Origin of the sequence: Salinirubellus litoreus (genome assembly GCF_037335815.1) — an archaeon.
Classification (GTDB): domain Archaea; phylum Halobacteriota; class Halobacteria; order Halobacteriales; family Haloarculaceae; genus Salinirubellus; species Salinirubellus litoreus.
Window position 1 is genome coordinate 829,162 of sequence record NZ_CP147841.1, and the last position, 25,749, is coordinate 854,910.

The 25,749-nt window shown below is 69.5% G+C and carries 28 protein-coding genes; 15 read left to right on the forward strand and 13 right to left on the reverse strand.

The features are described from left to right. Positions 1-311: 311 nt before the first annotated feature. The 3 genes from WDJ58_RS04025 to WDJ58_RS04035 all read left to right on the forward strand — a co-directional run bounded on the left by WDJ58_RS04025 (position 312) and on the right by WDJ58_RS04035 (position 2,531). A complete protein-coding gene (locus WDJ58_RS04025; protein ID WP_338916340.1) occupies positions 312-1,004 on the forward strand; it encodes an SDR family NAD(P)-dependent oxidoreductase in 693 nt (230 codons plus the stop codon). 313 nt (positions 1,005-1,317) lie between these two features. Further along, entirely contained in the window at positions 1,318-2,211 is an 894-nt protein-coding gene (locus WDJ58_RS04030) for an MBL fold metallo-hydrolase (RefSeq protein WP_338916341.1), read from the forward strand. Between the two features lie 74 nt (positions 2,212-2,285). Beyond that, positions 2,286-2,531, forward strand: a complete 246-nt coding sequence (locus WDJ58_RS04035) for a ferredoxin (RefSeq protein ID WP_338916342.1) — start codon at positions 2,286-2,288, stop codon at positions 2,529-2,531. A gap of 54 nt (positions 2,532-2,585) precedes the next feature. On the opposite strand, the gene WDJ58_RS04040 is transcribed toward WDJ58_RS04035, so the two are convergent. Both WDJ58_RS04040 and trxA read right to left on the reverse strand, forming a co-directional pair. Further along, positions 2,586-4,343 carry a hypothetical protein gene (locus WDJ58_RS04040; RefSeq protein WP_338916343.1) on the reverse strand — a complete coding sequence of 586 codons (1,758 nt, stop codon included), beginning with the start codon at positions 4,341-4,343 and terminating at the stop codon, positions 2,586-2,588. A gap of 437 nt (positions 4,344-4,780) precedes the next feature. Continuing rightward, on the reverse strand, positions 4,781-5,224 hold the full coding sequence (gene trxA, locus WDJ58_RS04045) for a thioredoxin (RefSeq protein ID WP_338916344.1): 444 nt from the start codon (positions 5,222-5,224) through the stop codon (positions 4,781-4,783). A 147-nt stretch (positions 5,225-5,371) separates the two neighbouring features. Between trxA and WDJ58_RS04050 the strand changes: the two genes are divergently transcribed. Then, complete coding sequence (locus WDJ58_RS04050) at positions 5,372-6,004, forward strand: rubrerythrin family protein (protein WP_338916345.1); 633 nt, start codon at positions 5,372-5,374, stop codon at positions 6,002-6,004. A gap of 347 nt (positions 6,005-6,351) precedes the next feature. Here WDJ58_RS04050 and WDJ58_RS04055 read toward each other — a convergent pair whose 3' ends face one another. From WDJ58_RS04055 to WDJ58_RS04065, 3 genes are all read right to left on the reverse strand, one after another. Further along, complete coding sequence (locus tag WDJ58_RS04055) at positions 6,352-6,705, reverse strand: hypothetical protein (protein WP_338916346.1); 354 nt, start codon at positions 6,703-6,705, stop codon at positions 6,352-6,354. Between the two features lie 70 nt (positions 6,706-6,775). Next, on the reverse strand, positions 6,776-7,222 hold the full coding sequence (locus WDJ58_RS04060; RefSeq protein ID WP_338916347.1) for an acyl-CoA thioesterase: 447 nt from the start codon (positions 7,220-7,222) through the stop codon (positions 6,776-6,778). 56 nt (positions 7,223-7,278) lie between these two features. Further along, a complete protein-coding gene (locus WDJ58_RS04065) occupies positions 7,279-7,881 on the reverse strand; it encodes a DUF6663 family protein (RefSeq protein WP_338916348.1) in 603 nt (200 codons plus the stop codon). A 318-nt stretch (positions 7,882-8,199) separates the two neighbouring features. On the opposite strand from WDJ58_RS04065, the gene WDJ58_RS04070 reads away from it, so the two are divergent. Continuing rightward, on the forward strand, positions 8,200-8,940 hold the full coding sequence (locus tag WDJ58_RS04070) for a hypothetical protein (protein WP_338916349.1): 741 nt from the start codon (positions 8,200-8,202) through the stop codon (positions 8,938-8,940). A gap of 57 nt (positions 8,941-8,997) precedes the next feature. Here WDJ58_RS04070 and WDJ58_RS04075 read toward each other — a convergent pair whose 3' ends face one another. Further along, positions 8,998-9,507, reverse strand: coding sequence for a hypothetical protein (locus tag WDJ58_RS04075; RefSeq protein WP_338916350.1), 510 nt, complete (start codon positions 9,505-9,507; stop codon positions 8,998-9,000). 194 nt (positions 9,508-9,701) lie between these two features. Between WDJ58_RS04075 and WDJ58_RS04080 the strand changes: the two genes are divergently transcribed. Next, complete coding sequence (locus WDJ58_RS04080) at positions 9,702-10,622, forward strand: cobalamin-binding protein (RefSeq protein ID WP_338916351.1); 921 nt, start codon at positions 9,702-9,704, stop codon at positions 10,620-10,622. A 9-nt stretch (positions 10,623-10,631) separates the two neighbouring features. Beyond that, positions 10,632-11,081, forward strand: coding sequence for a desampylase (locus tag WDJ58_RS04085; protein ID WP_338916352.1), 450 nt, complete (start codon positions 10,632-10,634; stop codon positions 11,079-11,081). Between the two features lie 35 nt (positions 11,082-11,116). On the opposite strand, the gene ubaA is transcribed toward WDJ58_RS04085, so the two are convergent. Further along, a complete protein-coding gene (gene ubaA / locus WDJ58_RS04090) occupies positions 11,117-11,938 on the reverse strand; it encodes an SAMP-activating enzyme E1 (protein ID WP_338916353.1) in 822 nt (273 codons plus the stop codon). Between the two features lie 104 nt (positions 11,939-12,042). Between ubaA and WDJ58_RS04095 the strand changes: the two genes are divergently transcribed. The 3 genes from WDJ58_RS04095 to WDJ58_RS04105 all read left to right on the forward strand — a co-directional run bounded on the left by WDJ58_RS04095 (position 12,043) and on the right by WDJ58_RS04105 (position 14,704). Further along, positions 12,043-12,783 (forward strand): bacteriorhodopsin, encoded by a 741-nt coding sequence (locus WDJ58_RS04095; protein ID WP_338916355.1) that lies wholly within the window; start codon positions 12,043-12,045, stop codon positions 12,781-12,783. Positions 12,784-12,923: 140 nt separating this feature from the next. Continuing rightward, positions 12,924-13,667 carry a lycopene cyclase domain-containing protein gene (locus WDJ58_RS04100; protein ID WP_338916356.1) on the forward strand — a complete coding sequence of 248 codons (744 nt, stop codon included), beginning with the start codon at positions 12,924-12,926 and terminating at the stop codon, positions 13,665-13,667. Then, positions 13,664-14,704, forward strand: a complete 1,041-nt coding sequence (locus tag WDJ58_RS04105; RefSeq protein WP_338916357.1) for a Brp/Blh family beta-carotene 15,15'-dioxygenase — start codon at positions 13,664-13,666, stop codon at positions 14,702-14,704. The genes WDJ58_RS04100 and WDJ58_RS04105 overlap by 4 nt, the downstream gene beginning before the upstream one ends. A 60-nt stretch (positions 14,705-14,764) precedes the next feature. Here WDJ58_RS04105 and msrB read toward each other — a convergent pair whose 3' ends face one another. Then, a complete protein-coding gene (msrB, locus tag WDJ58_RS04110; protein WP_338916358.1) occupies positions 14,765-15,166 on the reverse strand; it encodes a peptide-methionine (R)-S-oxide reductase MsrB in 402 nt (133 codons plus the stop codon). Positions 15,167-15,331: 165 nt separating this feature from the next. Between msrB and WDJ58_RS04115 the strand changes: the two genes are divergently transcribed. From WDJ58_RS04115 to WDJ58_RS04130, 4 genes are all read left to right on the forward strand, one after another. Beyond that, positions 15,332-15,508 (forward strand): hypothetical protein, encoded by a 177-nt coding sequence (locus tag WDJ58_RS04115; RefSeq protein WP_338916359.1) that lies wholly within the window; start codon positions 15,332-15,334, stop codon positions 15,506-15,508. A gap of 75 nt (positions 15,509-15,583) precedes the next feature. Then, the gene (locus tag WDJ58_RS04120; protein ID WP_338916360.1) at positions 15,584-15,910 is read left to right on the forward strand and encodes a DUF7577 domain-containing protein; all 327 of its coding nucleotides are present in this window, start codon (positions 15,584-15,586) and stop codon (positions 15,908-15,910) included. A gap of 72 nt (positions 15,911-15,982) precedes the next feature. Continuing rightward, positions 15,983-16,651, forward strand: coding sequence for a hypothetical protein (locus WDJ58_RS04125; protein ID WP_338916361.1), 669 nt, complete (start codon positions 15,983-15,985; stop codon positions 16,649-16,651). A 242-nt stretch (positions 16,652-16,893) separates the two neighbouring features. Continuing rightward, on the forward strand, positions 16,894-17,172 hold the full coding sequence (locus WDJ58_RS04130) for an amphi-Trp domain-containing protein (RefSeq protein ID WP_338916362.1): 279 nt from the start codon (positions 16,894-16,896) through the stop codon (positions 17,170-17,172). A 123-nt stretch (positions 17,173-17,295) separates the two neighbouring features. Here the strand turns inward: WDJ58_RS04130 and WDJ58_RS04135 are convergent, their stop codons facing one another. Next, a complete protein-coding gene (locus WDJ58_RS04135; RefSeq protein ID WP_338916363.1) occupies positions 17,296-18,051 on the reverse strand; it encodes an SDR family NAD(P)-dependent oxidoreductase in 756 nt (251 codons plus the stop codon). A 235-nt stretch (positions 18,052-18,286) separates the two neighbouring features. On the opposite strand from WDJ58_RS04135, the gene WDJ58_RS04140 reads away from it, so the two are divergent. Further along, complete coding sequence (locus tag WDJ58_RS04140) at positions 18,287-19,468, forward strand: MFS transporter (RefSeq protein WP_338916364.1); 1,182 nt, start codon at positions 18,287-18,289, stop codon at positions 19,466-19,468. A 100-nt stretch (positions 19,469-19,568) separates the two neighbouring features. Here WDJ58_RS04140 and WDJ58_RS04145 read toward each other — a convergent pair whose 3' ends face one another. From WDJ58_RS04145 to WDJ58_RS04160, 4 genes are read right to left on the reverse strand one after another with little or no spacing between them, the layout of a single operon-like run. After that, positions 19,569-21,599, reverse strand: a complete 2,031-nt coding sequence (locus WDJ58_RS04145) for a hydantoinase/oxoprolinase family protein (protein WP_338916365.1) — start codon at positions 21,597-21,599, stop codon at positions 19,569-19,571. Further along, positions 21,596-23,389 carry a hydantoinase B/oxoprolinase family protein gene (locus WDJ58_RS04150; protein ID WP_338916366.1) on the reverse strand — a complete coding sequence of 598 codons (1,794 nt, stop codon included), beginning with the start codon at positions 23,387-23,389 and terminating at the stop codon, positions 21,596-21,598. The genes WDJ58_RS04145 and WDJ58_RS04150 overlap by 4 nt, the downstream gene beginning before the upstream one ends. A 60-nt stretch (positions 23,390-23,449) precedes the next feature. After that, positions 23,450-24,142 carry a universal stress protein gene (locus tag WDJ58_RS04155; RefSeq protein WP_338916367.1) on the reverse strand — a complete coding sequence of 231 codons (693 nt, stop codon included), beginning with the start codon at positions 24,140-24,142 and terminating at the stop codon, positions 23,450-23,452. Next, positions 24,142-25,563, reverse strand: a complete 1,422-nt coding sequence (locus tag WDJ58_RS04160; protein ID WP_338916368.1) for an APC family permease — start codon at positions 25,561-25,563, stop codon at positions 24,142-24,144. Before WDJ58_RS04160 ends, WDJ58_RS04155 begins: the two co-directional genes overlap by 1 nt. Positions 25,564-25,749: the final 186 nt, after the last annotated feature.

The window sequence follows — 25,749 nt, forward strand, 5'->3', positions numbered from 1 at the left end:
GCTTCGCGGACGCCGGCACCGTCCCGGATCTTGTCCTCGCACTGCGGACAGACCCGCGGGTCGTCGATCCCGTTCGGCGTGAACACTCGTGCGTAAGCGTTCGTTACGAAAGTCCCACAGTTCTGGCACTCCGGCATACGATACGATTGGGGGGGTAGGATCATAATAATACTGTGGTACGGGAAAACGTGACGGCCGGATATTCGGCCGTGATGGCCCGCTACCGGCAATTATCGCTGTTACTCCCCGCCACCGACCGGTCCGTGCTTCGCCGGGAAACGGTTATCCGGTCGACGTCCGTCCGGCTGGACATGACACGTACTGCCGTCGTCGCCGGCGTCGGTCCGGGCCTCGGCGCGTCGCTCGCCCGCCGATTCGACGCCGAGGGCTGTGACGTCGCGCTGTTCGCCCGGAGCCCCGGGTTCATCGAGGAGCTGGCCGGCGAACTCGACTCCGGACTGGCCGCCACCGTCGACGTGAGCGATCCCGAGGCCGTCCGGGAGGGGTTCGAGACGGTCCGGGAGAGGTTCGGCCCGACGGACGTCCTCGTGTTCAACGCCAGCGGCGCGTCCTGGACCGGCCTCCTCGACACGGACCGGGAGGGGTTCAGGGACGCGCTCGCCGTCGGTGTCGAGGGGGCGTTCCACTGTGCGCAGGAGGCCGTCTCGGACATGGTCGAGAACGACGGCGGGACCGTCCTGTTCACGGGTGCGACCACCTCCGTCCGGGGCCGGGAGGGCGCGGTCGGGTTCTCCGCGGCGAAGTTCGGCGCGCGCGGCCTCGCCGAGTCGATGGCCCGCGAACTCGGTCCTCGGGGGGTACACGTCGCCCACGTCGTCGTCGACGGGGGGATACTCCCGCCCGGAGCCGGGACGGGAGACCGACCGGAACACGAGTATCTCGACCCCGACGCGATGGCGCAGGAGTACTGGAACCTCGTCGAACAGGACCGCTCGACCTGGACGCTCGAACTCGACCTCCGGCCGCACGTGGAGTCCTTCTAGACCATCTTTTTCCGCCTCGGGTTGCGGGCCTCCGGCCCGCAACCACTCTCTGCTCACGGGCGGCTTCGCCGCCCGTTCGCACGGCCAGCGGGACGGCGGAGCCGTCCCGCTCTGGGCGCAAAAACATGGGTGAAAAAGGCCGCTCGGCGGCCGGAGGCCGCCTCGCGGTACAGGACGGAGTGGTCTCCGCACAGCACAGCAGGGTTGCCTTGTGGGGTCCGTAGTCTCGTTACCCGGGTGTAGTCCGCTGTGACTCCGGCCGTTCATCTTTCCGACCAGAACCGACTTCTCCCGGCCCCGCGACGGGGCAGGCATGAGCACGTTCGAGGTCACCGACGGCGTCTACGGCATCGACGTCGGGCTGTTCGACGAGGGTGTCACCTCGGTCTACCTCTTCGACGACGACGAGCCGGCGCTGGTCGACGCCGGGGCCGCGACGAGCGTCGACGCCATCACCGAGGGGATGACCGAATGCGGCGTCGATCCCGCCGACCTCGAGCACCTCGTGCTGTCGCACGTCCACGTCGACCACAGCGGGGCCGCGAGCGCCCTCGTCGGAGCCGCGCCCGACCTGGACGTCTACATCCACGGGATGACCGCCTCGCACCTGATCGATCCGGGGGCGCTGATCGAGAGCAGCAGACGGGCGATGGGCGAGGACTTCGAGTCGATGGGCGAGCAGGGACCGGTCCCGGAGTCGAACGTCGTCGCCGTCCCGGACGAGGGGACGACGGTCGATATCGGTGAGAACACGCTGGAGATGATCCACGCGCCCGGACACTCGCCCGACCACTTCGCCGTCTGGAACCCCGAACGTCGGCTCCTGTTCGCCGCCGAGTGTCTCGGGGTCTACCTGGAGCGGGCCGACGCGTGGTTCCCGCCGGCGACGCTCCCGAACTTCGATCCCGATCTCCTCCTCGAGGCGGTCGAGGAGCTCCGCGGGCTCGATCCCGACGGGATCGTCCTCCCGCACTTCGGCGTCTGGCCGGACGACCCCGATCGTGCGTTCGAGGTGGCCGAGACCGAACTCCGGCGGTTCGACGAACGCGTCCTCGAACTCCACGAGGCGGCGGACTCGACCGAGGCGACCAAGCGCGCGGTCGGCGATGAACTGCTCGACGTCTCCCCGCCGTACGATCCGGTGGTCGAACGGTTCTACGCCAGCCTCATCGTCGACGGCTACCTCCGACACCACGGTATCGAGTGACTGGGCCGCCTCGACCCCACCGAGTCGACCCCGCCTCCCGGCACGCCTTTACCGGGCGCGGGCCATGCTCGCCCATGCGCATCGAGTACGACCGGGACACCTGTATCGGGATGTTCCAGTGCGTCGCCGAGTGGGACGGGTTCGAGAAGGACGAGAGCGCCGGAAAGGCGGTGCTCGTCGACGGCGAGGAGGACGGGGAGGACCTGTTCGTGCGCGAGGTACCCGAGGGCGAGGAGTTCGACGCGCAGTTCGCCGCGCGGGTCTGTCCCGTCGACGCCATCGCCGTCTACGACGACGACGGCGAGCGGATCGTTCCCTGATCCTCCACCGGGACTGGCCTCGGCTGCCCTGCCGTCACCCGTCAGCCGTCGTTCTCATCCGTGACCGCCTGGCGGCTCCCTCCGAACGACGTACACCGCGACACCGACGCCGTAGAGCAACAGCAGTGACATCCCCGCGGCGATGACCGTCTCGGTCTCGTCCGGGTCGCCCGCACCGGACGGGGGTGCCTCGGTTCCCGTTCCCGCCGATGCGGTGGCTGCTGTCCCGGACGCTCCGACGGGGGTCTCGCCCGTCGCCGCGGTCTCCGCCGTCGTGGGAGCGGCGGTGTCGGACGACGTTTTCGTCGGGGGATCGGTCGAGGCACTCGGTGACTCGCCTGCCGCAGTCACCGTCACCGTTCCGGCGGAGACGCCGTCGACGCGGAGTTCGTACTCGCCGGAGAAGTCGGGGACGGTCCGGAGGTAGACGGTCCGTCGCTCGTCGACGTCGAGCGTGACCGTCCGCTGTGCGACGAGGGTGTCCCCTGCCGTGAGGTTCAGCGTGGTCCGGCCGCGGGCCGGGTGGAAGTTCACCAGATCGACCCGGACGACGATCTCCTCGCCCGCCGTGACGCTCTCGTTCAGGAGCCGTCGGTCCGTGATCTCCACGCTGTCGTCGGTCGCCTCGCGGACCCCGCCACCGCCGCCGCCACCGCCACCGCTGTCATCGTCGTCCGAGGGGGTCGCCGTCGGCGTGTCGGTCGGGACGTCGCCCGGGGTGTCCGCAGGTGTCTCGGAGGGATCGTCAGGGGGGGTATCGGTCGGCGTCCCGGCTGGAGCGTCCGTCGGGCCGTCCGTGGGTGTCCCGGACGGGGTCGCGGAGGCGGTGTCGGTCGAGGTCTCCGAGGGGGGCTCCGTGCCGGTGGGCGTCTCCGTGTCCGCTGGTGTCCCCGTCGGCTCGTCGGTGGGGATCTCCGTCTCCGCTTCCGTCGGCGTGTCGATGGGGGTTTGGCCTGGAGTCTCGGAGGATGTTTCCGTCGCTATCGGCGTCTCCGTCTCCGTGTCCGTGGGAACCTCCGTCTCCGCTGGCGTCTCGGTATCCGTATCGGTCGCCGCCGGAGTCGCGGTCTCGGTCGCCGCTGGCGTCTCCGTGTCCGTGGGGGTCGCCGTCACCGCTTCGATGATCGTGTCGGTCAGGATGCTGGTCGGGCTTTCGGTCGCCGCGTCGGTCGCCGTATCCATCGGAGTCCGAGTCGACGAATCGGCGGGCGTCTCGGTCGACGCGTCAGCCGAGCCCTCGGTCGGCACATCGGCCTGCGTCTCCGTCGGGATCACCGTCGCAGCCTCGGTCGGTGCATCCGTCGACGTGTCGGTGTCGGTTTCGTCCTGGTCGTCGTCGGTGTCGGTTTCGTCCTGGTCGTCGTCGGTGTCGGTTTCGTCCTGGTCGTCGTCGGTGTCGGTTTCGTCCTGGTCGTCGTCGGTGTCGGTTTCGTCCTGGTCGTCGTCGGTGTCGGTTTCGTCCTGGTCGTCGTCGGTGTCGGTTTCGTCCTGGTCGTCGTCGGTGTCGGTTTCGTCCTGGTCGTCGTCGGTGTCGGTTTCGTCCTGGTCGTCGTCGGTGTCGGTTTCGTCCTGGTCGTCGTCGGTGTCGGTTTCGTCCTGGTCGTCGTCGGTGTCGGTTTCGTCACCCTCCTCGTCGCTGCCCGGCGGGTCGTCCGGCGGGGGATCCACCGGCGGCGTGGGCTCGGGCTGTCCGACCGAGGCGGTGGTGCCGTGCGACCGCGTAGCCTCGACCCCTCCGGGATTCACGATCGAGACGCTCGCCGGTGGTGCTACGGTGTTCTCGATCCCGGCCGAGTCGTTCTCGTCGATCACCGTCCACAGAACAGGCCCCCACGCTTCGATCGCCCCTCCGGGAGCTAGCGAGGCGACGGCCGGCGCTGGGGCAGGGGCCGTGCCGGCTACGGCGTGAGCTACCGATTCACCAGGAACACCGGCACGATCTCCGACTGCCGAGGCGAGTGCCCGTTCACTATGCTGAGCCGGTCCCCCCGGCCCCACCTCATCCACGGAGGCTCCCGTCAGCCCCCCGAGGGCGACGGCGGGAGACGAGAGGACGACGAGAGCGGCGAGGACGACGAGAGTCGAGACTGCCGGAGAGAAGGGAGGCGTGTGTTCCATTGGATGGTTGACTCACTCTACGAGTCGGTACGAATATTCTTAATGGCCGCCTAACCCGGAGGCACGCTCCTTCTGTCGCTAGAAGGTGTCAACGCGGACGATCCCGTGGCGTCGTTCGGTGTCGCGCGCGATCAGGTGTACCGTTCGACCAGCGAGCGAAGCGTCCCCTCATCCCTGGCCCCGACCAGCTGCTCGACCCGCTCGCCGTCGGCGAACAGGTAGATCGTCGGTACTCCCTGGACTCGATACTGTGAGGCTAACCCCTGTTGACTGTCGACGTCGACCTTGGCGACCGTCGCGGCGGTCTCGGCGGCGATACGCTCGACGATCGGTTCGAGCATCTTGCACGGCCCACACCAGTCGGCGTAGAAGTCGACCAGCACGACGCCGCCGTCGGCGACCAGCTCGTCGAGGTGATCCGGGCCGGTGACGTGAATCGGCTCGGTCGAGGTCCGACCGTCCTCCTCGACCTCGGTCTCACTCGTCCCGTCTCCCCCGAGCCGGCGCTGGAGTTCCTCGGCTTTCCGCTGTCGGATGCGTTCCCGCTCGTCGGCTTCGGTGTCGGTCTCGCTCATCCCGACGAACTACGAGTCCCGCGAGTATAACAGTTTTGTGCGGATTGAGCACGATCACATCTGGTCCGGGGATTCACCCGTCGACGCCGGACACGCGATCGGGGCATGCCCGCAACCCATACGTCCACGGGACGACACCATCGCGGTATGGACGGAACCGAACTCGTCGAAGCGGTCCGGGCGTCGAAGGCCACGGAGCTGGAACGTCTCGGCAAGGAGAAGGCGCTCGTCGCCGCGACCGACGCCGACCTGTCGACCGGGGCGGTGCTGCGGGCGGCCGCGGCGAGCGAGCGCCGGGCACAGCGGACGTTCGAGGCGTGGGCCGAGAGCGAGCCGAACGAGGCGGCACGCGAGTCGTTCGAGCGGGTCGCCGCGCTCGAGGCCGACCACTACGACCGGGTCGTCGCGCACCTCGACGATCCCCCGTCGGACCCGGAGCCGGACCCGCTCCACGCGTCGCTCCGCGGGATCGAGCGGACCGTCGAGCGGGTCGGTGCCGGCCTCGTCGGCCGCCCGATGGCGAGCGAGCGGACGCTCCTCCAGGTGGTCAACTTCTTCGTCAACGAGGCGGACGACGCGACGGCGAACCTGTTCCGGGAGTTTCGCGAGGAGACCCGCGAGCTGTCCGGGGAGGGGGCGGCGCTGCTCGATGAACTCTGCTCGGGCGACGAGGACTGGGTGCTCGCCCGGAAGGCCGCCGAGGACGCCGTCCAGGTCGCCTACGACGACTACGCCGAGGCGCTCCAGGGGATGGGACTGGACCCCAAGCCGGTCTGTTGACGACCATCTTTTTACTGCGGGGGGTGTCCTCGGCCTCGCTTCGCTCGGCCTGCGGGCACCCCCCGTTGCAAAAACATGGGTGAAAAAGGCAAGGCCGCTCGCTCGGCGGTCTTCGACCGCCTCGCTCGCGGTACGGGACGGGGCGATCCCAGCACAGCAGGGGGTTCTACTCCGGGTTCGGGTGGAGAGTCGCTTGGGTGGGTCTCTCGGTAGGGGCTTTCCGTCTCGATCCCTCGATCGGGTGCGCCTTCTCCCGCCCCGCTGAACCCTCGCCCCTCCGCGGCCGTGCTCAGCGCACGGGGTCGGTGTCCCGTCCCGGTAATCGAACCCGCGGGGCCTTTGCCGGCCTACGCCTGTACCGTCGAGAGCACGAGCGTCGAGAAGTCGGTCTCGGAGATGTACCCCTCCTCGAGCGCGTGCATCCAGCCCTCGCGGGCCTCCCACGTCCCACGGGGATCATCGGCGTCGATGTCGTACACCCATCCCTTCAGGTCCACGGGCTCCCAGCCGTCCTCGCGGGCGTCGAGCAGGACGTTCAGCAGCCGACCGACCTCGTTCTTCGGGACGCCCTCGCCGCCGGTCGCGGTCTCGTACCTGACGTGGAGTGTCTCCTCTTCCCTCGTGTAGTCCGTGACGTAGACGCCGTGGCTCATCATGCGGTCCTCGAGCAGCCGCGCGAGTTCCTCGTCGGAGAGGGCCATACCCGGATGTAGGGCCCCCGCGACTATGCGCTTTCGCCGGTGATGCCGGGATCGGAGGGGTCGGCGACGATCAGACGGGGTCCGGCGGGACGTCCTGGAACTCGCGGACGGACTCGCGGAACCCGTCGGGGACCCGGACCGTCTCGCCGTCCCCGTCGACGGCGACGTGGACGACGCTCCCGCTCGCCACCCGCTCGCCGTCTCGCTGCCGGCAGACCCAGTCGAACTCGATGGACGAGCGTCGGATGGCCGAGACGCGCATCCCGTTGACGAGCTCGTCGGCGAACTCGGCCGGGGCGTGGTAGTCGAGCTCCGCGTGGACGACGTGGACGTCCCAGCCCCGGTCCTCGAAGGAGTCGAACGGGTGGCCGACCGCTTCGAGGTACGCCGAGAACGCCTCGTCCATGAATGTGAGGTACTCCCCGTAGAACACGATCCCCTGGGCGTCGGTCTCGGCGAACCGGACCCGGTTTTCGAACACGTCGTGGTAGTCCGGATCTCCCGAATCCTCGCTCATACCGGGTGAGACTCCGGGGTCGGAATAAACACTGCGGGTGGGTTCGGACAGTCTGACTACGGGAGGAGCGAGTGCCCGTCGAAGTACGTCTCCCGGACGGTCCCCGCGAGCAGGCCGTCGCGTTCGAACGCCAACAGGACGAGCACGAACGGTTCGTCGGTGTGATCGACGACGAAGACCTCGAACGGCGGGTCGACCGACTCGGCGAGCCGCGCGAGCAGCGGATCGAGCGGCTTGCCCCCGTCGCGGAACTCCTCGTAGAGGTCGCGGCTCCCCGGCTGGTCGGCGAACGTGTAGACGACGCCGTTGGCCTCCCCGTCGGTCCCGTGGGTGACCCGGGAGGCCATCGCCTCGCCCGCTTCCTGGGCGTCGCGCCAGCAGGCGTGGGCGTCCTGAAACAGCGGCTCGCGGGTCCGGACGAACGAGAACCGTGTGTCGGTCAGGACCTCGCTCTCCTCGACTCTGGGATCGCCCTCGGGCCAGACGAGCGTCACCCGAACGCGGTTGCCCGCCGCCGCGTCGAGATCCGGCCGGGGGACGTACGTCGGATCCCCGGTCTCGACGTCGAGCAGGAGCCACTCGCCCCCGTCGCGCTCGTCCACCTCGCGCGTCGATTCGAGGACTCGGTAGACTCCCCCCGTGGTCGGCGTCGCGGTCATCGTCGATCCTTCGGTTTCGAGCGCCATGAGCGTGTGGCTTCTCGATCCGAGGGGACCGTTCGATCTCCCGATCCGCTTCGGTCCAACGGTCACGCCCGTCGGCGGGCATCGCGGGGACCTCGACCGTACCGCGGTCCCGACCCGAGATACCGTGATTCCGGCGGCGGCGAGCGGTCGGCAGCAGGCGATGACACTTACGCAGCCGAAACAGTCCAGACGTATTTACTATCGGCTGTCGGACGTGCGACGTACGATGGTTGGTAGCGATACTCGGTCGCCCTCGACCCGCCGACCGATACCGCAGGCGGCGGGCGGGCCGTGAACCGTCGCCGGTTCCTCGCCCTCGGGGTAGGTACGGTGGGCGGGCTCGGGCTCACCCACACGGGCGAGCGGGCGCTCGACGGTCGGATCGACGCGAAGGTCTGGCTGAGCGAGGCGGCGGCCAGCTACGACGGCATCCGTCCCCGGCTGGTCGGCTACGTCCGCCGCGCGCTCGACGGGGTCCGTGGCGAGGTGTCCGTCTCGATCGGTGGGACGGTCGACGTGGGGACGGAGGACGGCTACCGCGTCACCGCCTCGGGCGAGTGGCCGTCCAAGTTCGCGACCGGCGCGGTCACGCCTGCCGACGACGTGAACGTCCTCGTCACCGACGGGGACATGCACACCTCTCCGACCGGGGTCGGCCTCCCGCACATCGCGTCTGTCGGCGGGGCCCGGCACGTCGCCCGGATGTCGCTGCCGTCCGAGACGCCCGATGTCGTCGACTTCTCGAAACCCGCTCTGGTGACACAGATCGTCATCCACGAGTGCGGTCACGCGCTCGGCCTTCGACACAACGACGGCACCGTCGTCGAACGGGAGGACCACGTCGTCGTGACGCCGATGGTCAGCAGCTACATCTGGGCGGAGGAGTCGGTCCGCGACCGGCAGTTCGACTACGAGACGAGCGCCTGCGGGGAGCCGTACCCTCGCGTCCGTCGGCGAGACGCCCGGCTCGACCTGACGTTCTCGCCGTGTGCTCGCCATCGGCTACGGCGGCTGTACGTCGGCAGGTCGTGAGTCGCTCGTCGGCGCGCGATAAAGGAAATCCGTCGACCGTTCGTCCCGGGTGTTCGTCTACGCCGGGGTCTCGGTTTCGGTCTCGTTCATGGACGAGGTTTCGGTCTCCTCCATGCTGGACGTCTCCGTCTCGTTCGTGTCGGAGGTCTCCGAGTCGTTCATGGACGAGGTTTCGGTCTCGTTCAGCGCCGAGGTCTCCGAGTCGTTCGTCTCGGAGGTTTCGGTTTCGTTCATCACGTCGGAGCTCTCGGTCTCGTTCATGGACGAGGTTTCGGTCTCCTCCATGCTGGACGTCTCCGTCTCGTTCGTGTCGGAGCTCTCGGTCTCGTTCATGGACGAGGTTTCGGTTTCGTTCATCTCGGAGGTCTCCGTCTCGTTCATCATCGGAGTCTCCGTCTCCTCCATCGTCGGCTCCTCGGTCGGAGCCTCCGTCGGCGCTTCGGTGGGGGCGTCAGTGGCGGGCACAGTCTCGGTCGCGTTGGCCGCGGGACCACCGGGTGTACAGCCGGCGATGGCCATCATGATCCCGACCGCGAGGAGCGGCACGATCATCAGGTTTCGTTGCATCCGGTAGGTCGGACCCGGCTCAGGGGATTAAACCGGGGCGATCGTCCCGTCGGTTGTACTCTGTTTCGGGCCTGCAACAGCGGTTCTGCCCGGTTTCGTCAAACGGACCGGGAGACCGGGGCGTGCCCATCCATTCTGTAGCGGAGCCACCCCTTAGGCGAGGCTTTAGGATGGTCCCCCGCCTACCGTCAGGCGTGCGAATCGTCACGCTCCTCCCCTCGGCGACGGAGATCGTCTACGCGCTGGGCCGCGAGCCGGTCGCCACCTCCCACGAGTGTGACTGGCCGCCCGAGGCCGCCGAACTCCCCGCGGTGAACCGCTCGCGCGTCGACGCCGACGCCTCCGCCGGCGAGATCGACGCCCAGGTACTCGAGGCGGGGGATTCGGGTGGCGTCTACGACATCGACCTGACCGCCCTCGAACGGGCCAATCCCGACCTGATCGTCTCGCAGGGGATCTGTGACGTCTGTGCGGTCGACACCGTGCTCGTCCGCGAGGCCGTCGAGGAACTGGGCCTCGACTGCGAGGTGGTGACGACCGATCCCCACAGTCTGGAGGACGTCCTCGACGACGTCCGGCGCATCGGCCGGGCGGTCGACCGCGAGGACCGGGCCGAGGAGGTGATCGCGGCACTCCGCGAGCGCGCGGCGCACGTCCGCGACCGGACCGCCGACCTCACCCCCGAGGATCGCCCCCACGTGGCCGTCCTCGACTGGACCGATCCGGTGATGACGGCCGGGCACTGGGTCCCCGAACTCGTCGAGTGGGCGGGCGGGGAGTACGGGCTCGCCGAGCGCGGCGCGGCCTCGCGCCCCCGGGAGTGGACGGAGATACGCGAGTACGACCCCGAGGTCCTGGTCGTCGCGCCCTGCGGGTTCGACCTCGACCAGACCGCCGAGAACCTCGCGGATCTCACGGAACGAGCGGGCTGGGACGAACTGACCGCCGTCCGCGAGGGCCGGACGTACGCGGTCGACGGCCACCACTACCTCAACCGCCCCGGGCCGCGGCTGGTCGACTCGCTGGAGCACCTCGCGGGGCTCGTCCACCCCGAACGGTTCGACGCACCGCCCGCGGACGTGGCCCGCTCGCTCGCACGTACGGCGGTGAACTGATCCGATCCCGTGACGCTCCTCCTCGATCCCCAGGTCCGTGACGCCGTCGTGGCCCACGCCCGGGAGGGGGCCCCCGAGGAGGTCTGTGGTGTGCTCGGTGGCGTCCGCCAGCCCGGAGGCGACGAGCCCACCGACGGGGAGGGACCGTCACGCGCGCGGACGGCCCGGCGGGTGCCGAACGCCGCCACGACCCCCCGAACGCGGTACGAACTCGATCCGGCCGAGCAGTTCCGGGCGATGGAGGCCATCGAGGACGCCGGCGAGGCGGTCGTCGGGTTCTACCACTCTCACCCCCGCGGCCCGCCCCGCCCGAGCGCGACCGACGAGGCGCTCGCGACGTGGACTGGCTACTCGTACGTCATCGTCTCGCTAGGCGGGCCGGAGCCAGAGATCGGGTCCTGGCGCTGGACTGGCGAGGTGTTCGAGCGCGAGCGAGTGACGATCGACGACGGAGCCTGATCAACCGAGCCGCCGGTCGATCCGGGGCGACCGCGTCAGTCGGCGTCGACCGCGCAGGTCGACTCGTAGGAGACGTCGTGGATCGACCCGATGCCACCTTCCTCGCCGCAGACGGGACAGTCCGGCCGGGGTTCGACGGGAACCTCCTCGAAGGTCATGTCGCCCGCGTCGTAGATGAGGAACCGGCCGTCGAGCGTCTCGCCGTACTCCAGCAGGAGTTTCACGACCTCCGTGGCCTGTATCGTCCCGACCACCCCGGGGAGGACGCCGAGGACACCCGCGGTGGCGCAGTCGGGTACCGTGCCGGGCTCTGGTGCGGAGGGGAACAGACACCGGTAACACGGCCCCCCCAGGTTCGACTCGAACGTCGTGACCTGCCCCTCGAACCGGAGGATCGCCCCGTGGGAGAACGGCACGCCCGCCAGCGTGCAGGCGTCGTTGACGAGGTAGCGGGTGGCGAAGTTGTCCGAGCAGTCCGCGACGACGTCGTACTCCTCGAGCAGCGACTCGATGTTCCCCGAATCGACGCGCGTCTCGTGGGTCTCGACGGTCACGTCGGGGTTGAGCGACTCGACGAACTCCCGTGCCGACTCGGCCTTCGGCCGGCCCACGTCGGCGTCGCGGTGGATGACCTGCCGCTGGAGGTTCGATCGCTCGACGATGTCGTCGTCGGCGATGCCGAGCGTCCCCACGCCCGCGGCGGCGAGGTACTGGAGCACCGGCGCGCCGAGGCCGCCGGCCCCGATCACGAGGACGCGACCGTCGAGCAGCTTCGCCTGGCCCTCCGGCCCCACGTCGTCCATGATGATGTGCCTGGAGTAGCGGTCGAGCTGGTCCGGCGAGAGGTCGAGACTCATACTCGGACGAACGCGGTCGAGGAGGTTAAGCGGTCGGGGCGGGGCACCGCCGCGTTCGACGACGACCCCCCGTTATAAGCCCCGGGGGGTACTTCCGGGACGTAATGGTGGCGCAAGTATCCGGCTTGGAACAGATCGCGCTGGGCATCGGGACGCTCGGCATGGCGATCGGTACCGTCGCGTTCATCGCCATGGGCCGGGGGGAATCGGACGAGCATCGCCGTCGGTTCTACGTCGTGACCACCCTCATCACGGGCATCGCCACGGTGGCCTACCTCCTCATGTTCCTGGGGATCGGTATCACCGAGGTGCGCGTCCCGGGCGAGGGCGTGTTGCGCATCTACTGGATGCGCTACGCGGACTGGTTGCTGACGACGCCGCTCCTGCTGGTCGATCTCGCGTTGCTGGCGGGGACGGACCGGGGAACCATCTACCGGCTGGTCGGTCTCGACGTCGGCATGATCGTCGTCGGGGCGGCGGCCGCGGTCGCGCCGGTCGGACAGACGGTCCGCCTCGCGCTCTGGGCCGTCTCCAGTCTCTTCTTCGTGGCCCTGCTGTACGTCCTGGCGAACCAGCTGAGCGCACAGGCCGCCTGGCAGTCCGGCGAGGTCGCCGCGCTGTTCAGCACGCTGCGGAACCTGATCATCGTGCTCTGGACGGCCTACCCGATCGTCTGGCTCTTCGGGACCGAGAGCACCATCGGGCTCATCCCGCTCGGCGTCGAGACGACCTTGTTCATGATCCTCGACCTCGCTGCCAAGGTCGGCTTCGGCTTCCTGCTGCTCCGGAGCCGGCACGTCCTCGCAGAGGTCTCCCCGTCGGCGTCGGCCGCGACGGCCGACTGAGCGTCCGCGGGAGACGCCGAGCCGATACGGGATCGGTTCGGGGCGGATCGGACCGAGTTCGATCCCCGCGTGCGGCTCCCGCTCGTCGACCGGACGGGTTTAAGCGGCCGCCGGGAGACGGTTCGACGACCACCTGACCGATGGCGCCGACGTACCTCCAGTTCCACCTGCTCTTCCTCGCGCCGCCGCTGTTCGTGCTGGCGGTCGCGGCGCGGCGACCCCGGTCGACGCGCGTCGATCCGGCCCGGATACGGGGGTACGACGCCCGGATCGTCGGCACCGCGCTGATGGCCGCCATCGCGTTCGTCTACACCACGCCGTGGGACCGCTATCTCGTCTCGGTCGGGGTCTGGAGCTACGGCGACGGGACCGTCCTCCTCCGAGCGGGGGGCGTCCCCCTCGGCGAGTACCTGTTCTTCCTCGTCCAGCCGGTTCTCACGGCCCTCTGGCTCTACCGCCTCCCGATGGACGCCGGCCCCCTCCGGATAGGCCCCGTCCAGCGCGCGCTCGGGATCGGTCTCGGCGGGGTCGTCTCGCTCTCGGGCTGGTGGATCGCCTCGACCGAGACGGGACTCTACCTCGGGGCGCTGCTCGCGTGGGCCGGCCCCGTCCTCGCGCTCCAGTGGGGGTTCGGCTGGACCTACCTCGTCGAACGGTGGCGGACGGTCCTCCTCGGGGTCGGCGTCCCGACGCTCTACCTCTGGGTCGTCGACCGGATCGCCATCGGGAGCGGGATCTGGTCCCTCTCCGGGCGGTACACGACCGGCCTCGCGATCCCCGGGCTCGGCCTGCCGGTCGAGGAGACGCTCTTCTTCCTCCTGACCAACCTGTTCGTCGTGCAGGGACTGATCCTCTGGGAGTGGGTGGTCCGGCGGTGGGCGTGAGTATCCCGACGGAGGCCCGCGAGACCCTCCGTGCGGTGGCCGTCCGGCCCGGCTGGGTCGTCCTCGCCGTGCTCGTCGTCCCGTTCCTGCTCGGGCTCTCCGTGCCGCCCGCGCTCCAGTACGTTCCCCTGGCCGCGTCGGTCGCCGTCCTCGGCCTCCCACACGGCGCGGTCGACCACCTCGCCGTCGAGCGGGCCCGCGGCGAGTCGCCGACCTACCGGGGGATGGCGCGGGTCGGCGTGCTCTACGCGCTCCTCGGCGGTGCCTACCTCGCCCTCTGGTACCTCGTGCCCGTCCTCGCGTTCGTCCTGTTCATCGCGATCACGTGGGCCCACTGGGGCCAGGGCGACGTCTACGCGCTGGTGGCAATCGAGCAGGTATCTCATCTCCGGACGCGCGCACAGCGCGCCCTCGCGGCCGCCGTCCGCGGGGGGCTCCCGATGCTCGTCCCTCTGGTCTCCTATCCCGGACAGTACCGCGAGGTCGCGGCGCTTCTGGTCGGCCGGTTCGGCGTCACCGCCGCGGATCTCGCGCCGCTGTTCGCGGCCGAGACGCGGCTCGCGCTCGGGGGTGGGTTCGCCGCGCTCACGCTGGTCGCGCTCGCGGTCGGCGCTCGCCGTGGTGACGGACTCACCGACCCGGGCTGGCGGGTGGACGCGCTGGAAACCGGGTTGCTGTGGGCGTTCTTCCTCGCCGTCCCCCCCGTGCTCGCCATCGGCGTCTACTTCCCCCTCTGGCACTCGGTGCGGCACATCGCGCGTCTGGCGCTGGTCGACCCCCGGGCCGCCGGTGCGCTCTCCCGTGGAGACTGGCGGGCCGCGCTCGCCCGGTTCGCCCGCGACGCCGCCCCGCTCACGGCCGTCTCGCTCGTCTTCCTCGGGGGGTTCTACCTCCTCGTCCCGGTGCGGCCGACGGGCCTCCCCGAGACCGTCGGGCTCTACCTCGTCCTGATCGCGGTCCTCACGCTCCCGCACGTCGTCGTCGTCTCGCTGATGGACCGCGCCGAGGGCGTCTGGTCGGTCGGAAGCGGCGGCTGAGTCGGCGCTCCGGATCCAGAGAGTACTCCCCGTGAATCCGTCGTCGGAGCGCGGCTCGGTTCAGTTCTCCTCGACGTCGAGCGCCGCGCCGTTGATACAGAAACGCTTGCCGGTCGGGTCGGGGCCGTCGTCGAAGACGTGGCCGAGGTGGCCGCCGCAGTTCCCACAGAGGACTTCCGTTCGGACCATCCCGTGTGAGGTGTCGCGCTCGAACTCGACCGCGCCCTCTTTCGCGTCGTAGAAGGACGGCCAGCCGGTGTCCGAGCCGAATTTGGTACCTGAATCGAACAGCTCGGTCCCACAGCCGGCACAGGTGAACGTCCCGTCGCCGTCGTAGTCGATGAGCTCCGATGAGAACCGGGGCTCGGTCCCCTTCTCCCGGAGGACCCGGTACTCCTCGTCGGTCAGCAGTTCGCGCCACTCCTCGTCGTTCTCGGGCATCTCGCGCGGTTCCTGGCTCATACCCGTGGATAGGGCTCGCAGCCTCTTGTCCCTTCGCCCGGCGGACCCGTCTGCCGCGACGGGCGGCTGATCGGGTTCTGCCGGGATCTCCCGACGGGAGCGCGGGCGGACCGTCGAACCGGTCGCACCGGTATCGTCAAGGGCCGTCGCGCTCTCCCCGGACCCATGCGCACCGAGGAGGAGGTCCGCGAGCGAATCGCCCGTCTCGAGGCGGAGTACGACGACCACGACCCGCCCTCCTCGGCGCTCGAGGAGGAGGCCGAGGTGGCGATACTCCGGGCCATCGAGGAGCTCGAGTGGGTGCTCGAGGAGTACGACGCCGAGTCCGGGTTCACGACGTAGCCCCCGCTGAACGGTCGTTCGATCCGGATTCGGGCGGACGGGGGTTTCAAGAGCCACGGGTCCCTATCCCGTGGTATGCCGGACGGGACCACGTACGGGCTACTCGGGGTGCTCGTGTTACTTCACCTCCTCACCCTGGCGTACGCCTACCGGCGGCGGGCGAGCGGGGACGGCGGCTCCGAGAGCGCCGAGCGCACCGCGAGCACCGCGGACGACACCTCGGCTCCCGTCGGGCCCGTGCCAGGGGAGTTCGACGCGGACACCGCCACGGTCTCGTGTGAGGCCTGCGGGACGGAGAACGCCGCCGAGTACGCCTTCTGCCGGGCGTGCGTGAGCGAACTCCCGACCCGTGCGCCGACCGTGGAGGGCGGACCGGGGACGTTCCGGAGCGGGTCGGCGTAGGCGCATCCGTCCGTCGGTGTCGACTACCGACGCGAGCCAACGCTCAAGCCGATCCCCCGCGACCCGAGGCGTATGCCGGAGTTCAGCGTCACCGAGGAACAGCTGGAGCGCCTCGACGCACTCCGAGCGGAGATTGAGGCAGTATTCGTCGACGGCTACGGCCACGTCCGGCGGCGCGACGCGCTCGACTACCTGCTCGACACGCACGCGCCGCCGGCCGAGGAGCGGGTCCGAGCGGCGCTCGACCGCGAGGTTCGGGACGAGTCGGGCGGGATCGACTACCCCGCCCTCCAGTCCGTCGCGAGGAACACGGACGGCGTGAAGGGCTCCGGGATGGCCGCGAGGGAGATGTACGAGGCCGTCCTCGAGGCGAAGCTCCGGGAGACCGACCCCGGCGATCCGGTCGGGCTCGGCTCCGGCCCCCCGAGCGGCGAGGCGAACGGCGCGCCCGACGAGGCTACCGACCGGACCGAGGCGGAGACGGGTAACGCCGACGCGGGGGCGGGGCCGTCGCCTGGTGAGGGGGGAGCCGACGAGGGTTCCGGGACGGACCCGGCGTCGGCGGGCGACGACGGCGGCTCCCAGCTACGGGCGATGATGGACCTCCTGGAGACCCACGAGGACAGGTGGCGCAAGGCCGAGAGCGGCGACGCGCCCTACGAGGTCGACCTGCCCGACGGCGGAACCGAGCCCGCCCGGACCAGGGACGACGTGAAGCGGATCCTCTTCACCAACTACTGACCCGACGGCGCTCCGCCCGGACCCCGCCCGCAGGGACCAGCAGAACTGTTCGTGTTTTCCAACGTAACGGGGTGTTGACTCGCTGAAATCGGCGTGCGAGATATGGAGGGTGGAGTCAGCAGTCGGGTAGCCGGACGGGGACTGCCACGCAGGTCGAGGTCCCTCCTGGACACGCGGTCAGCGATTCTACGAGTCTGGGAATCAACACACCAATTTTCGAGCGCTCCTGCTTACTACCACGCATGGGAGAACTCGAGACAGAGGAACAGAAGACACGGGCGGAGATAGCTACGTACCTTCGGGACCTAGCCGACCAACTCGATGGAGACGGTGACGTGACTCTCGACCTCGGCGGGACAACAGTGCAGTTGAATCCGACAAATCCTGTCACGTTCAAACTCGAGGGGGAATCCGACTGGTCCCAAGGAGACACGGATGCCAAACAGAGCATCGAGTTCGAGCTCGTCTGGTGGCGAGAGGCTGCGTCTGCCGAGGAGGGCACACTCGACGTTCAGGAGTGATCCGTCGAGTCGTCGACCGATTCAGGCGGGTGACCGATTCGTGCCCTGTATCCATCACGACGGTTCTGTTGGACACGGATCACTACGCCAACCGAATATCAAGAGGGCTCTGATAATCCTCCTTCAGTTCATCCGCATCCCACCGTTCACGTCCAGTACCGTACCAGTCACGTAGTTGGACATGTCCGAGGCGAGGTAGAGGACGCCCTCGGCGATGTCCTCGGGTTCGCCCAGGCGGTTCAGCGGTGCCATGTCCGGGCGGTAGTCCTCCCCCTCGGTCATCGGGGTCACGACGGGTCCGGGCGCGACGGCGTTGACGTAGACACCGTCCGGGGCGGCGTTCTTCCCGAGCCACCGGACGAGGCCGTGGATGCCGGCCTTCGAGGAGGCGTACCCCGCGTCGGAGATGACGCCGCCCACGCGTCCCGAGACGGAGCTCACGCAGACCACCTTCCCGTAACCCCGCTCGACCATGTGGTCGTAGAACGCCTGGGTGACGAGGAACGTCCCCGTGAGGTTGATCCCGATGACGCGGTTCCACTGATCGAGCGTCATCCCCGAGAAGTCGTTGCGGTGGACGACGCCGGCGACGTTCGCCACGATCTCCACCGAGTCGGCGAACGCGAACGCGGTGTCGCGGAGCGCCGCCACCTCGTCGGGATCGGAGATGTCACACCCGACGGTCTCGCACTCGCTGCCGTGGGATTCGACGGCCTCGACCGCCGGGTCGAGGTGATCCTCGTCGACGTCCGTCGCCACGACGTCCGCCCCGTGGCGCGCGAGGGCCTCGCAGGTCGCCCTCCCGATGCCGCCCGCCGCTCCCGTCACCACGGCCGTCTGTCCCGTGAGATCGATCGGTCCGCTGACTGGTGCCGTCATGTCCCGGGGTTCAGTGGACCCGGTATTAAACGTGGGCGGAGGTGGTCGCTCCCGTTCGGAACCGTCGGGTATCGACGAGGACAGGCGTATCTCTCGAATCGGAGAGGAACAGGAGTGCTGTCACTCTCCTGGCCCGACGTGGAGACCATACAACGAAGTGACGGCCGGTCCCTACCTCCTGATAGCCCGTATCGATGAACTACCCCAGAAACGGTCGTTCAGGGAGGTGACACGCTTGACGACCGTCGACGCGTCCGCGGAACTCTCGATCCCGTGGCACTCGTCCACGCTCCGCGTCGTCCTGTTGAGCACTCTGTTGGCACCGTTCAGCGTCGCGCTCATCAGCCCGGGGCTGCCCGTCTTCCGGGACGCGTTCGGTACAACGGACACGGGAGCCAGCCTCCTGCTCGCCGCGATCCTGGTGCCGGGGATATTCCTCTCCCCGGTCCTGGGCCTCCTCACCGACCGTCTGGGACGACGGCGGGTGCTCGTCTCGTCCCTCGTCGGATGGAGCCTCGCCGGCGGGCTGATCGTCCTCCGCCCCTCGTTCCCCGTCGTGCTGGCGCTCAGGCTCGTTCAGGGGGCGGCCCTAGCCGGCATCGGCGTCACCACGATAACGCTCCTCGGAGACGTGTTCGAGGACGTTCAGCGGAACGAGGTCCTCGGCCTCAACACGGCCGTGCTTTCGGCCGGAGCGACCGCGTTCCCCCTCGTCGGCGGAGCACTGGTGACCGTCTCCTGGAACGCTCCGTTCGCCATGTACCTGCTCGGAATACCCGTCGCGCTCTTCGCTCTCCGCGTTCTTGAGGAACCCCTGGGGGAACGTGAATCGCGGAGCCTCGTGTACCTCCGGCGGGTCGTCTCCGCGCTCTCTGCCAGGGAGGCCGTCATGCTGTACGGCTCGGCGTTCGTGATCGACTCCCTGCTGTTCGGTGCGGTCTTCACCGGGCTCCCGTTCCTGCTGGCGGGTACCTACGGCCTCTCGCCGGTACTGATCGGGCTCGTGGTGGCGATCGGGGAGGTGGCATCGACGATCGCCGCCACGCAGAACGGTCGTCTCGCTCGCCACCTCTCGGACTACGGCATCATCGCGGTCGGGTTCGTGGCCACCGCCGCCGGTCTCGTCGGGGCGGGACTCGCACCCACCCCCCTCCTGATCGCGCTCGCGACGCTCGGGTTCGGGGCCGGGTGGGGGTTGGCCCTCCCGTCGATAGACGCCGGTATCAGCAACCTCGTCCCGACGCAGTTCCGTGCCGGAGCGCTGAGCCTCCGCGGCAGCGCGAGCTTCGCCGGACGAGCGGCCGGTCCGATCGCCTTCGCCGCGCTCGCGGTCGGGAGCGGCTATCGCGTCCTCCTGCTCCTAGCGGGGGTCGTCGCGCTCGTCTCCGCGCTCGTCCTCTTCCTGCTGATGCGGTGACCGTTCGAGCTTCGGTTACCTCGATCCGCGTGGAATCGCACGTCCCGTATCAGCCGTCCCTGCCGATCGCTGACGACTCGACGGCGTCGTCCGGGGCGGACTACCGTTCGATGACGAACGAGCCGTCGTCGGCGACCCGCCCGGTCGTCCCCGGTGGGAGCATCGCCGTGCTCCCCGTATCCTCCAGTATGGCCGGCCCCTCGACGGTCTCGCCGGCCGCGAACGCCGGACGGAACAGTACCTCCGTCTCGGTGTAGCCGGTCCCCTCGAAGTAGACCTCCCGTTCGCCCCGGTGGGGGTCGGCGTCGGCGGCCTCGGCCCGGTCGGCCAGCGGCGGCGTCGGGACCGTCCCGGTGACCCGGAGGGTGACCGCCTCGACGGGTTCCTCGCGCATCGCGTGCCCGTAGAGTCGGGCGTGCTCCTCGTGGAAGCGCTCGACGATACCTTCGATCGCCTCGTCGTCGAGCGGCCCGTCGCCGGCGGGGACGGTGAGTTCGTAGGACTGGCCGACGTACCGCACGTCGGCGGCGCGTTCGATATCGACCTCGTCGTCGTCGAACCCCATCTCGACGAATCGCTCGCTCACGGTCCCCTCGAGCTCGGCGAACTGCTCGCCCATCGCCTCGGCGTCGAGTCGCTCGCCCCGGTAAGCCCGCGACTCGTCGGCGCGGACGTCAGCGAGCAGCAGCCCCCGGGCCGAGAGCGTCCCCGGCGTCCGGGGGAGGACGACCGTGTCGATGTCCATCCGGTCGGCGACCGCGGGGGCCTGCATCGGCCCGGCACCGCCGAAGGCGACGAGCGCGAACTCCGCGGGGTCGCGCCCCCGCTCGACGGTCACTCGTCTGATCTCGCGGGCCATCTTCGCGTTCGCCACCTTCAGGACGTCGAGCGCGGCGGATTCGACCGACTCGCCCAGGGGGTCGGCGACGGCCTCCCGGAACCGCTCGCGGGTCCGGTCAACGACGAGGTCCATGTCGCCGGCGACGAACGCCTCCGCGGAGAGCCGCCCGAGCAGGAGGTTCGCGTCGGTGACCGTCGGGTCGGTCCCGCCGCGGTCGTAGCAGATCGGCCCGGGATCCGCGCCCGCGCTCTTCGGCCCGACCCGGAGGCCACCGCCCTCGTCGATCCACGCGATGGAGCCGCCGCCGGCACCCACGGTGCTGATGTCGATGAGCGGCGTCTTGATCGGGAGGTCGTTGATCTCTCCCTCCGTCGAGCGGACGATCTCGCCGCCCTCGACGATGCTCACGTCGGCGCTCGTCCCGCCCATGTCGAGGCCGATGGCGGCGTCGTAGCCGAGCCCCGTACTGACGTCGCGGCAGGCGACCGCCCCCGCGGCCGGTCCCGAGAGCACCGTCCGGAGCGCGAACTCCGTCGCCTGCTCGGGGCTGAAGATCCCGCCGCCAGAGTGCATCACGTTCAGCGGGACGTCGATACCGCGCTCCTCGACACCCGCCCCGAGCCTGTCGAGGTAGTCCGCGATGTTCCGTTTCACCGCCTCGTTGAGGACGGTCGTGACCGTCCGGTCGTACTCGCGGGCCTCCGGGTAGACCGCCGAGGAGAGCGCGTACGGGAGTTCGGCGTCGTGGGCTTCGATCAGTTCGCCGACCCGACGCTCGTGTGCGTCGTTCAGGTGCGAGAACAGCATCGAGACGACGACCGATTCGGCACCGGACTCGACGAGGTCGTCGATGGCCTCCCGGGCCGCCGCCTCGTCGAGTTCGTCCACCACCGACCCGTCGTGGGCGATGCGGCCGGGGACGCCGAGCCGCCTGTGCCGGGGCACGAGCGCCGGGGGCTTCTCCTGCTGGAGATCGTAGAGTTCGGGACGGGTCTGGTCGCCGATCTCGAGGACGTCCCGCAATCCCTCGTTCGTCAGCAGGCCGATCGGCGGGACGTCCCCCTCCAGGACGGCGTTCGTGCCGACGGTCGTCCCGTGGCTGAGGAACGCCACCCGTGAGGGGTTCACGCCCGTCTCCTCGACGATGGCGTCGATGCCGTTCAGTACCCCCCGGTCGAACTCCGGCGGCGTCGAGGGGGTCTTCGTCGTGTGGATCTCCCCCGTCTCCTCGTCGTAGAGCACGACGTCGGTGAACGTCCCGCCGGTGTCGACGCCGATGCGGACGCTCACTCGCGCTCACCTCCCGGCTCGGCGGCGGGGTTCGGTGTGGTGGCGGATCCGCCGTCGGTCGCGGTCCTCCCGTCGCCATCGGTCTCCGCCCTGGCGTCCGTCGGCTCCGTCGTCCCCGCCTCGGGATCGACCTCCAGTCCGTACGACTCGCGGGCCTTCCCGACGCTCACCTTCCCGTCGCGGACGTCCGCCAGCACCGCCTCCGGATCGCGTTTCGTCGGCGGACCGTACCCCCCGCCGCCCGGGGTCCGGACGCTCACCACGTCGCCGGGATCGAGGTCCGTCGTCGACTTCGAGGAGAGTTCCGTCGAGTCGCCGTCGGGGTCGAAGAGGAACCGCGAGGGGCTGGCGCTCTCCCCGCCGAACAGCCCCCAGGGTTCGGACTTCGTCCGGTCGGTAAGCAGCGAGAAGGTCGCCTCCTCGCCGTAGAACTCGTAGTCCCGGCGGACCCCGAGCCCGCCGCGCTGGCGGCCCGCACCCTCCGAGTCCCCGATCAGCTCGTACCGGCGGATGTACACCGGTACCTCGGATTCGAGCTCCTCGATGGGGCTGTTGGGCGTGTTCTGGAAGTGGGTCTGGACGGCGTCCATCCCGTCCTTCTCCGCGCGAGCGCCGTACCCGCCCGCGACCGTCTCGTAGTAGACGTATCGCCCGTCGTCGCGGGGGTCACGGCCCCCGAAGGCGATGTTCATGACGACGCCCTTCGTGGCCGCGATGGTCTCCTCGGGCACCGCGTCCGCCATCGCCTTCGCCACGAGGTCGCCTGCCCGCATCGCGATCTCCCACCCCGCCGCGACCGGCGCGTTGTCGGTCGGGTTCACCATCGTCCCCTCCGGGGTGACGGTCTCGATGGGCCGGTAGAACCCGTCGTTCTTCGGGAGGTCCTCGCCGACGAACGCCATCACGACCGACATGGCACCCGCGAAGGCCATCGCTGGCGTGCAGTTGAGCGGCCCGCGGTTCTGTTTCGCGGTGCCGGTGTAGTCGATGGTCAGCTCGTCCCCGTCGACCTCGATGGCGAGTTCGAGGGCCACGGGCTCGTCGACGATGCCGTCGCCGTCCATCTCGTCGGACGCGGTGTACCGGCCGTCGGGGAGCTCCTCGATGGCCGCACGGACCCGGCGCTCGGTGTAGTCGAGCAGCTCGTCGAGCGACTCCTCGACCCGCGAGAGGCCGTAGCGGTCACAGAGGTCCGAGTAGCGCTCCTCGCCGATGTGGTTGGCGGCGAGCTGGGCCTGGTAGTCACCGCGTCGCATCTCGTGCTCGCGGACGTTCCGCAGGAGAAAGGAGAGAACCGGGTCGCGGTACTCCCAGTCCTCGACGGCGTGAACTCCCGGAATGATCATCCCCTCGCCGTAGAGTTCGGTCGAGTCGTTCGGGATCCCCCCCGGCGTGCCGCCGCCGATGTCGACGTGGTGGGCGGAGTTGGCCGCGTATCCGACGATCTCACCCTCGTGGAACACCGGCGAGATGAGCATCACGTCGGGGAGGTGAACCGCCCCCCTGTAGGGGTCGTTGATGAGGATGCCGTCGCCGGGTTCGAGCTCCTTGCCCTCCTCGCGGAGCCGCCGGACGTTCCGGGGGACGACCGAGACGAGCGAACCGATGTGCTGTGGCGCGAGGTCGTGCTGGGCGACGTGTCTGAGATCCGAATCGAAGAGGGCGCAGGTGTGGTCCCGTCGGATCTTGATGTTCGTCGAGTACGCGGTCCGCTGGAGCGTCGCTCCCATCTCCTCGACGACGCTCTCCAACGAGTGTCTGAAAATCTCCAGCTCGCCGGTGGAAACCATACCCGCTCTGCCGGTCCCAGTCGTATAAGCGTGCAGGGATAGTGCCGGCCGGGGCCGGCCTCACTCCTGCTCCGCCGGCTCTCGTCTGACGACGAGCACCGGGCCGACCGACTCCGCCGCCACGCGATCGGTGACGTCCCCGAAGAGGAACGACTGGAGCGACGGGGCCTGCTCGCCCATCACGATGGCGTCGTGGTCGGGCAGGGCCGCGAGGAGTGCGTCGAGCGGGCCCGCTTCCTCGGCCAGCACCGTTCGAGCGCTGATCCCCGCGTCTTCGAGCCGCGACCGCGCGTTCTCGAGCGGCGTGGCCCCCTCGTCGCCCGCGACCCGGAGCAGCGTCACCTCGATCGCCCGATCGCCGACGAGTTCGGTCACGAACTCGAGGATCCGGTCGGTCGCGACGTCGCCGGAGAGCGAGACGAGCAGCCGGTCGACCGCGCCGGTGGCCCCGGTGATAGCGTACGCCCGGGCACCGACCTCGTCGGCGACCCGACGGACGGTCTTCGGCCGGTCGGTCGTGAAGACGAGTCGGTAGTCGGCGTCGCCACCTGCATCCCGGAACTCCTCCGTGATGTCGGCCAGCGCCGCGTTCGCCCGGTCCTCGTACTGCTGTCTGGCCTGGTCGGGCGGCGTCTGCTCGGGCAGGACGTGGTAGCCGAGCACCGTGACGTCCATCGTACCCAGGAGGTTCATCAGCCCCAGCGGTACCGCCTCGCCCTTGAGCACCGCGACGGGGACGACGACACGACTCATCAGAGGGCCCCCTTGAGGGTGACGTCGCGAGCGTAATAAGCGTACCAGCCGGCCGTCGCGAGCATGATGGCGAGGCCGATGGCCTGCGAGGCCGGCTGCATGAACCCGATGAGCGCGAAGCTCGCGAGCGCGCCGAGGATCGGGACGACCGGGTAGCCCGGCGTCCGGAAGTCGGGGTCGTACCAGTCGGGCTCGTCGCGCCGGAGGACGATCAGCGCGACGCAGATGAGCCCGTAGAGGACGAGGTGGAGGAACGATGCCACCTCCGCCAGCACCTCGACCCGGCCGGTCGCGACCAGCACCAGGACCGGCCCGCCGGCCATCCCGAGCGCCACGTGGGGGGTGCCGTACTTCAGGTTGATCCGGCTCGCCCACCGCGGCAGCAGCGCGTCCTTCGAGACCGCGTAGATGGCCCGAGAGGTGCTCAGGATCGACGCGTTTGCGCTCGACATCGTGGCGAGCAACCCCCCGAACACGATCGCGAGCGCGCCGGCGCTACCGAGGTAGTGCCGGCCGACGTCGACCATCGCGGTCTCGCCGAGGCTCGCCAGCCTGTCGCTGCCGAACGCGCTCGTGGCGACGAAGACCGTCACGACGTAGAGTATCCCGACGATCAGCACCGACCCGACCATCGCCAGCGGGAGGTTCCGCCCCGGCCGTTTCATCTCCCCCGCGACCGTCGCCACCTGGGCGAAGCCGAGGTAGGAGGTGAACACGAGCGCCGCCGTCGTCAGCACCGGAAACGGCCCGAACGGCATGAACCGTTCGGGGGCGCTCGGCTGGCCGATCAGGCCGAGGGCGTCTAGGGACCCCCAGAGCAGCACGACCGCGAGGATCGAGAGCAGGAGCGCGACGACGCCGTTCTGGAGCTTCGCGGCGTTCTCGGTCCCGGTGACGTTCAGCACCGTGAACCCCACCCCGAAGACCAGCGCGATGGGGATGACGAGCTCGCCGCCGAGGGTGATCCCCAGCTCGGCGAGCGTGTCGATGGCGTAGAAACCGAACCCGACGAGGTAGAACGCCGTCGCGAACACCAGTCCGAACCAGAGCGACAGCCCGACGACGGCGCCCGGGAGCGTGCCGAGTCCCCGCGAGATGAAGTAGTAGCCCCCGCCGCTCTTGGGCATCGCCGTCGCCAGCTCCGAGGTCGGCAGCGCGACCAGGAGCGCCACGACGCCGCCGAGCGCGAACGACCCCGCGGCGGCCGGCCCGGCCTGGCCCGCCGCCAGCCCCGGGAAGACGAAGATCCCCGCACCGATCATCGTCCCGACGCCGATGGCCAGCCCGCCCGACAGCCCGAGCGTCCGCTCGAGCTCGGCGTCGTCGGTGTAGGTCGCCTCGTCGGTCTCGACCGTCGGCTCGACGTCCGGTGCCTCGCCCTCGACGTTCGACCCCAGGGACGGCGAGTCCTCGGTCGTCATACCGACCTTTGCCGAAGGCCCGTTGTAACTGTGTCGGCGCTCCGGAACTCCCACCGTCCGTCACGGTGGACCGATGCGGTATATCATCCCCGTGGTGGTCGAACGGTGACCGGGTACGGGGTGACGGTCGTGTTCACCCTCGTCGGCGTGACCGGCCGGGTTCGTTCCCGCACTCTCACGGCAGAC

Excerpts from the sequence above, each read along its gene's own strand:
- WDJ58_RS04025 (WP_338916340.1), top strand. The coding sequence starts at position 312 with ATGACACGTACTGCCGTCGTCGCCGGCGTCGGTCCGGGCCTCGGCGCG.
- WDJ58_RS04030 (WP_338916341.1), top strand. The coding sequence starts at position 1,318 with ATGAGCACGTTCGAGGTCACCGACGGCGTCTACGGCATCGACGTCGGG.
- WDJ58_RS04035 (WP_338916342.1), top strand. The coding sequence starts at position 2,286 with ATGCGCATCGAGTACGACCGGGACACCTGTATCGGGATGTTCCAGTGC.
- trxA (WP_338916344.1), bottom strand. The coding sequence starts at position 5,224 with ATGAGCGAGACCGACACCGAAGCCGACGAGCGGGAACGCATCCGACAG.
- WDJ58_RS04050 (WP_338916345.1), top strand. The coding sequence starts at position 5,372 with ATGGACGGAACCGAACTCGTCGAAGCGGTCCGGGCGTCGAAGGCCACG.
- WDJ58_RS04055 (WP_338916346.1), bottom strand. The coding sequence starts at position 6,705 with ATGGCCCTCTCCGACGAGGAACTCGCGCGGCTGCTCGAGGACCGCATG.
- WDJ58_RS04060 (WP_338916347.1), bottom strand. The coding sequence starts at position 7,222 with ATGAGCGAGGATTCGGGAGATCCGGACTACCACGACGTGTTCGAAAAC.
- WDJ58_RS04065 (WP_338916348.1), bottom strand. The coding sequence starts at position 7,881 with ATGACCGCGACGCCGACCACGGGGGGAGTCTACCGAGTCCTCGAATCG.
- WDJ58_RS04075 (WP_338916350.1), bottom strand. The coding sequence starts at position 9,507 with ATGCAACGAAACCTGATGATCGTGCCGCTCCTCGCGGTCGGGATCATG.
- ubaA (WP_338916353.1), bottom strand. The coding sequence starts at position 11,938 with ATGAGTCTCGACCTCTCGCCGGACCAGCTCGACCGCTACTCCAGGCAC.
- WDJ58_RS04095 (WP_338916355.1), top strand. The coding sequence starts at position 12,043 with ATGGTGGCGCAAGTATCCGGCTTGGAACAGATCGCGCTGGGCATCGGG.
- WDJ58_RS04100 (WP_338916356.1), top strand. The coding sequence starts at position 12,924 with ATGGCGCCGACGTACCTCCAGTTCCACCTGCTCTTCCTCGCGCCGCCG.
- msrB (WP_338916358.1), bottom strand. The coding sequence starts at position 15,166 with ATGAGCCAGGAACCGCGCGAGATGCCCGAGAACGACGAGGAGTGGCGC.
- WDJ58_RS04115 (WP_338916359.1), top strand. The coding sequence starts at position 15,332 with ATGCGCACCGAGGAGGAGGTCCGCGAGCGAATCGCCCGTCTCGAGGCG.
- WDJ58_RS04120 (WP_338916360.1), top strand. The coding sequence starts at position 15,584 with ATGCCGGACGGGACCACGTACGGGCTACTCGGGGTGCTCGTGTTACTT.
- WDJ58_RS04125 (WP_338916361.1), top strand. The coding sequence starts at position 15,983 with ATGCCGGAGTTCAGCGTCACCGAGGAACAGCTGGAGCGCCTCGACGCA.
- WDJ58_RS04130 (WP_338916362.1), top strand. The coding sequence starts at position 16,894 with ATGGGAGAACTCGAGACAGAGGAACAGAAGACACGGGCGGAGATAGCT.
- WDJ58_RS04135 (WP_338916363.1), bottom strand. The coding sequence starts at position 18,051 with ATGACGGCACCAGTCAGCGGACCGATCGATCTCACGGGACAGACGGCC.
- WDJ58_RS04150 (WP_338916366.1), bottom strand. The coding sequence starts at position 23,389 with ATGGTTTCCACCGGCGAGCTGGAGATTTTCAGACACTCGTTGGAGAGC.
- WDJ58_RS04155 (WP_338916367.1), bottom strand. The coding sequence starts at position 24,142 with ATGAGTCGTGTCGTCGTCCCCGTCGCGGTGCTCAAGGGCGAGGCGGTA.
- WDJ58_RS04160 (WP_338916368.1), bottom strand. The coding sequence starts at position 25,563 with ATGACGACCGAGGACTCGCCGTCCCTGGGGTCGAACGTCGAGGGCGAG.